This window comes from Nevskia soli, assembly GCF_903970205.1.
GTDB lineage: Bacteria > Acidobacteriota > Terriglobia > Bryobacterales > Bryobacteraceae > Bog-113.
The window spans coordinates 1-6,311 of sequence record NZ_CAJCHS010000106.1; the positions used below are offsets into that span (position 1 = coordinate 1).

5 protein-coding genes are annotated in these 6,311 nt (G+C 59.1%); 3 read left to right on the top strand and 2 right to left on the bottom strand.

Annotation, left to right across the window (positions count from 1 at the left end; all coding sequences use genetic code 11):
- Window positions 1-187: 187 nt before the first annotated feature.
- On the top strand, window positions 188-1,819 hold the full coding sequence (gene ggt / locus H1Y01_RS04980) for a gamma-glutamyltransferase (protein WP_219341274.1): 1,632 nt from the start codon (window positions 188-190) through the stop codon (window positions 1,817-1,819).
- Between the two features lie 4 nt (window positions 1,820-1,823).
- The gene (locus tag H1Y01_RS04985) at window positions 1,824-2,654 is read left to right on the top strand and encodes a sugar phosphate isomerase/epimerase family protein (protein WP_180539169.1); all 831 of its coding nucleotides are present in this window, start codon (window positions 1,824-1,826) and stop codon (window positions 2,652-2,654) included.
- Between the two features lie 12 nt (window positions 2,655-2,666).
- On the opposite strand, the gene H1Y01_RS04990 is transcribed toward H1Y01_RS04985, so the two are convergent.
- Window positions 2,667-3,512: a hypothetical protein gene (locus H1Y01_RS04990; RefSeq protein ID WP_219341275.1), complete on the bottom strand. Its 846-nt coding sequence runs from the start codon at window positions 3,510-3,512 to the stop codon at window positions 2,667-2,669.
- Window positions 3,513-3,665: 153 nt separating this feature from the next.
- Between H1Y01_RS04990 and H1Y01_RS04995 the strand changes: the two genes are divergently transcribed.
- Window positions 3,666-4,517, top strand: a complete 852-nt coding sequence (locus tag H1Y01_RS04995; protein WP_180539171.1) for a winged helix-turn-helix domain-containing protein — start codon at window positions 3,666-3,668, stop codon at window positions 4,515-4,517.
- 66 nt (window positions 4,518-4,583) lie between these two features.
- Here H1Y01_RS04995 and H1Y01_RS05000 read toward each other — a convergent pair.
- A partial coding sequence (locus H1Y01_RS05000) for a beta strand repeat-containing protein (RefSeq protein WP_180539172.1) occupies window positions 4,584-6,311 on the bottom strand: 1,728 nt, incomplete at its 5' end.

The window sequence follows — 6,311 nt, forward strand, 5'->3', positions numbered from 1 at the left end:
GAGCCAGCCGTTTCCACAGTGATCCCGGGAATGCGATCGCTGAATAGCGTGCAGCAGAATGTGCGCGCACCCATGCTGGGACCGCTGCCGGAGCAGACCCTCGCCTTACTTCATCGGCATGCGTGGGAGAAGAACTTCTACGATTAAAAGCGCCTCCACTTCGCTGCTCATTGCGGTTCTTGGCTGCGTGTCAGTTGAAGCGCGAGAGCCGGTCCGCGCGCGCCACGCGATGGTCGTGACGGTGGAGCAGCACGCGACGGATGTGGGCGCCGCCGTGCTGCAGAACGGTGGGAACGCGGTCGATGCGGCGGTCGCGGTTGCGTTTGCGCTGGCGGTGACGCACCCCTCGGCGGGCAATTTAGGCGGCGGCGGATTCATGCTGCTGCGCATGGCGGACGGGCGCACGACGTTCATCGATTTCCGCGAACGCGCACCTGGAGCGGCTTCGCATGACATGTATCTGGATGCGGACCGGAATGCGACGAAAGATAGCCAGATCGGGTACCGCGCCTCGGGAATTCCCGGGACCGTCGCGGGGATGGCTTACGCGCATGCGAAGTTCGGCAAGAAGCCCTGGAATGAACTGGTGCAGCCGGCGGTCGATCTCGCGAAGAACGGGTTTCCGGTTTCGTGGGGACTGGCCAACATGTTCACGCTCGACAACATTGCCGAGAAGCTCGCCGAGTTCCCGGAATCGAAGCGCATTTTCTTAAAAGGCGGCGCGATGCTGGAAGCCGGCGACGTGCTGACGCAGCCGGAACTGGCGGCGACTTTGGAGCGTATACGGGATCGCGGCGCGGACGATTTCTACCATGGGCAGACGGCTCACCTGCTGGCGGCGGATATGCAAGAGCATGGCGGCTTAATCACCGAGCAGGACCTCGCCGACTACAAGGTGATCGAACGGCGGCCGCTTACCGGGTTCTATCATGGGCACACGGTCGTAACTGCGCCTCCGCCGAGTTCGGGCGGGATCGGAATCCTCGAGATGATGGGAATCCTGGACGGAACCGACTATACGCGAACGGGCGCCGGTTCCGCGCGCGAACTCCACTACCTGGCGGAAGCCATGCGGCGCTTCTTCGCTGATCGGAGCCAGTATATGGGCGACCCGGAGTTCAATAAGGTGCCGGTAACGGAGTTACTCGACCCGCACTATCTGGAAACGCTCCGGGCGTCGATCCAGCCGGAGAAAGCCACACCGAGCAGCGAGATTCGACCGGGCAAGATCGAGTTAGTGGAAGGTTCGCATACAACGCACTATTCGATAGTGGACGCGGCCGGTAATGCCGCCGCGGTGACTTACACATTGAACGATAGTTTCGGCTCCGGAGTGACCCCGGCGAAGTTAGGGTTTCTGATGAATGATGAGATGGATGACTTCGCGCCCAAGCCCGGTGAACCGAACGGGTTCGGGTTAGTGCAAGGCGAAGCCAACTCGATTGCGCCGCATAAGACTCCGCTATCGTCCATGAGTCCGACCATGCTCGTGCGCGATGGAAAGCTGGAAGCGGTGTTGGGAACGCCGGGCGGTCCGACTATTATAAATTCGGTGTTGCAGGTGGCGCTGAACATCATCGACTTCGGAATGAATGCGCAGGAAGCGGTGGACCAGCCGCGCATCCACGAGCAGTGGATGCCCGACCGGCTGCAGGCCGAAATGTCGTTCTCCCCGGATACGATTCGACTGCTGGAAAGCTATGGCTACGAGGTTCAGTTGAAGCGGCGGATTGGCGAAATGGCGGTGGTTCTGGTCAGGAACGGATGGCTCGAAGGCGCTCCCGACGGCCGCACCGAAGGCACAGCTAAAGGATTCTAACCATTTGAAACGCGTACTTTCGACGCACCTATTCGCGAACCAGCGCCTGACAACCTCGCTGTTGAATAAGATCCAGCAAGGCGGATTTTCCACTATAGAAATCTTCTGCACGCGACAGCACCTGGACTATCTGGATAAGTCTCAGATCCGGGATTTAGCCCATTGGTTCCGGGAAGCCGACATGACGCTGCGTTCGCTGCACGCGCCCATGCATACCGATACGATGTGGGGCCGTAGCGGGCCGGATACGCACCTGAATATCTGCGAGCGCGTGAAGGCGAACCGGATCAAATCGGTCGACGAGATCAAGCGGGCGATTGAAATAGCCGAGAGTATTCCGTTCAAGTATCTGGTCCAACATATCGGAGTTAGCGGCGAAGAGTATAGCGATCACAAGGTAGAAGCGGCGTTTAACTCGCTCGAAGAGTTATCGATTTTCGCCAGGCAGCGCGGCGTGGAAATCCTGCTGGAAAACATCCCGAACGAGCTGTCGTCGGCCGAGGCACTGGTGCGCTTCTTAAGTATCACGCACTTACAGTTATCCTTCGTGTTCGATACCGGGCACGCCAATCTAGGCGCGGGCGTGGAGCATGAGTTCGAGCTGATGAAGGATCGTATCGCGTCGCTGCATTTGCATGACAACGACGGCAAGAAAGACTTACATCTCTTCCCGTTAGTCGCCGAAGGCGGGACGATCGACTGGCAGCGCACCATGGAATTACTCCGCGAGCGGCCGGATCAGTATCCGCTGATGCTGGAGTTGAAGGAAGTTCCTGAGTGGGGGAATGGGTTGGAGAAGGCCAAGGAGTCTTTCTCGAGGTTGGAGGATCTGTAAGCCTTGCCGGTGTCATCGCTGCTCCTTCTCATGGGCGCGATGAGCCCTTGATGACAGCGCGTTCCGAGTCGCAATCAGAGTCGATTCGAGCGACGTTCGAGGGAACCCCTTAAGAATCGGGGTGACCAACCAACCGAGGCCGGGTGGGACGTCCCGCGTAAGAGAGATGGCCTCGCACTCGATGATTAACCCGTCGCGTACCTGCAGAAAGCTCCAGTAAGCGTTCATGCGCCATAGGAACCCGTCGTCATCGCCCTCGCGCCGGCGGTGTTCATGCGGAGTGTCGGGCGCGTCGACCTGCCATATGTGTGCGCTTCTCGAGTAGCCGTAGCCGCCGCCATAGCCCCGGTTTGTCGCGATCAAACCGGCTTGAACCCGGTATTCCGCATCGAACACGACAGTAACCGCGACTTGCTTCTTAAGACGCATGGCGAGCGTGACTACCGCGCCCTCCTTGCCTATTACCCGGGATGAGACGACATCAGGCCGGTAATAGCTGGAGAGATGGTTGTAGTCATCCAGTAAAGCCAGCATGTCGTCGCGGGTAGCGCCGTGAACGAACGCTGCGGCCCTCCAATGATGCATCAGGCCGCCGCTCACCGGCCACGACCCTCCGTTGATGGCCTGCGTCCCTACCGTTCCTGATCTCAGATCCCGCTCCGTCGCGTCCGCATTGGTTTGGTCCCGGTCGAGCGCCGCGATAAATGTCTCGGGCGATGAATGCTGTCGGACCAGACGCTTCTCCACGCCGGCGATGTACTCGTCAAAAGCCGCCCTCGCCGCCGGACTCAGATGGACGGCCGCACATGGCGCCCCCAGCAGTAGGAACACGAGCGTCATTCGAACTTCCGTTCTCACGCTGAAATCATCTCGGACCTCACGGTTCGCCGCAATCGATTAGAGGTCGAAATAAGCCTCATCCGAACCTCATCGTCTAAGTAGATGAGGCGAATGGGTTTAGTGGACGTCATCTTTCGCCTCCCGCCAATCGGACGCTACCATGGAACGAGCATGTCAGCCGAGACTGCCTGCCGCATATTCCGCTTCGGAGCGTTCGAAGTAAACGAGGCCGGCGGGGAGCTCCGCAAAAACGGGATCCGGATCAAACTGCATGCGCAGCCGTTTCAGGTGCTGATGGCGCTCCTGGAAAAGCCTTCCGAATTGGTGACCCGTGAAGACATTCGGAACCGGTTGTGGGGCAGCGGCACGTTTGTCGATTTCGACCACGGCCTCAATACGGCGGTAAATAAGATTCGGCAAGCGCTCTCCGACTCGGCTTCCGAGCCGCGCTATATCGAGACGGTTTCCGGTAAGGGTTATCGATTCATCGCGCCGGTGGTGATGGCGGCTGATCACCCCGGAAGTGCCCGCCCCGAAGCCTTGAGTGTGGCCGACCCTCGAGAAGTGACGAAATCTCCATCGAGCCAACTACTAGCCGCACCCCATGAATTGCCAAGCGCGCCGAGGCGCCTGGTGCGGACTCTTCTACTGCTTGAACAAGTAATGTACCTGGCTTTCTATGTGGGTTCGCTCGCGAACCTTCCCGAGATCCGCGATATCCTCGACGAAGCAAAGCTTCCCTTCGCCTTCGCGACTTTCTCGGCGTTGGTGTCCACCGCTGCCGGGTTGATCCCGGTCCGCCTGTTCCTATGCTCGGCAGTGGCGTTCGATCTGCAACAACTTCCCGCGAAGTTCAGTAAGCTCTTTCCGGTCTTGCTGCCTTTGGATTTGCTCTGGGCTCTCTCACCGTTTCTGCTGATCCATCACATTGATCTGGGTCTCGCCATCGGAATGTGCGCCGCTCTGCTCTATGCTCCGTTTGCGCAACGCTCGCTGATTCTGATGTATTCGCAAGCCCGCTAGCGCTTTTTGAGGCGCATTCTCTGTTAGTTGAGCCGCTTGCCATGATTCCCGGGCGCCATGCCTAAGTTAGTGGCTACCGTTATAACTCATGTAACCAATCGCCAGTGCCTCGGGCGAATCCGGAGCCGCCCAGAGTGCCCGCAACAGTCGTTTCGGCCGCGTGTTGAGCAGCGCTTTCAGATCGACGCCGCATTCGAAGCGCATATGGTTCGTCTGGCTTAAGCTGCTTAGGGCCGCAGCCGGGGCCGGATCGAATCCGAGGGAGCCGTTATTACTCGTTGGGCCGGCGGCACTCGAAGTAAGGACTGGGATCGCGCCTGATTCGTCCATCGGCCGGAATCCTCGAAGACCCGTGCCTGGATGCTGGAACGAAGCCGGCCCGCCCAGCGAAATGCCGAGCGCCGGAGTAACTGACGGAGTTTGCGCGTGCTGCGAACTGTACGCATCCAACCCAAAGCGGCCGCCAAGCCCTGGCGTGTGCCGTGCCAGCTGGGTCAAAGTGGGGCTCAGCGCGGGAAGCGCTCCGCTGACTACAGTTAAAACGACGCTGTGCCCGTTATAAGTGATCGTGAAGTGTTCGCTGCTATTGATTGCTAACCCATTCACATCGGCGAATGTGTCACTTAAAGATCCGGCCGTGAGAATCGTGAATGTTTCGCCAATTGTGGGAGTAAACCCGCTCCCCAACGTAATGTCCAGGATGCCTCCCAGCGTTGCCGCTTTAGCTACTCGGAGAACATCGTAGTTAGTGCCCGCCGTTGCGCCATTGATCTCGATATCCAAGGTCCCACTGGAGCTCTGCGCGTAAGTATCGGCCACCGTGAGTTTCCCGGTTACGGTCGCCGAATCGCCTGGAGTCAAGATACTGGAGTCCACCACGTTATAACCAAGCGTGCCCACGCCGTCGAGAGAACCTCCGTTCAGTGCCAGAGTACCCAGCGTGGTGGAAGTCAGGGTACCATCGATGGTCGCCGACCCTCCGGTTTGAGTAAAGTTGAACGAGCTGCCGCCGATAGTGAACGTCGTACCGGCGGAGACCGTGAATAAGCCGGCATTCGTGAAGTTCCCCGCGCTAGTCGTTAGCACCGCCGCGGACGCCAGTTTGAACACCCCGGTCGAGGTGTTGTTGTTGAAACCGGCAAGTATGTTGTTACCGCCGAAATCGCTGATGACGCCCGTACCGTTCAGAGTAATATTGGCGGCGTTGTTGGCGATTGTAGTGCCGCTTGCTCCGAATTCAAGCGTGCCACTGACGTTGTAAGTGCCGCCGGTCAGAGTATCGCCTGCGAAATTCGTCAGTGCGCCGCCGGCCGAGGTACCGATCTTCATGGTCGCGCCCGAACCCACTTCAAGAGCTCCGTTGTTTTTGAGACCCGCGGCGGTCGGCAAGATGGAGAGCGTTCCCGCCTGAATCGCGGACATGATCCCATTGTTGGTGATGCCGAGATTCTCGATCGCGCCGGAACCTTCGATCGTGTTCGAACTGGTCAGGGTCACGCCGGAACCAATGCCGGCGATCACGCCCTTAGTCAAGTTGACGGTGCCTTTGCCGGTTAGCGCGGTGGCGGCCTTCAGATCGAGGGTCGATCCTTTCAGAGCGATCGTACCGGAGTTCGGATCGGACCCGGCTGTGTCGATGGTCAGAGTAGCGCCGGTGCCGACAGTTACCGCCCCGGCGTTCGAGAGTAGACCGACGCTGGCCGTGTCCGTCGTGTCGTTGTTAGCGCCGATGTTGGTGCTTGAGCCGGTGTTGTCCGTCAGTGTTCCGGTAATAGTAAGAGTGTTGGCGCCGCC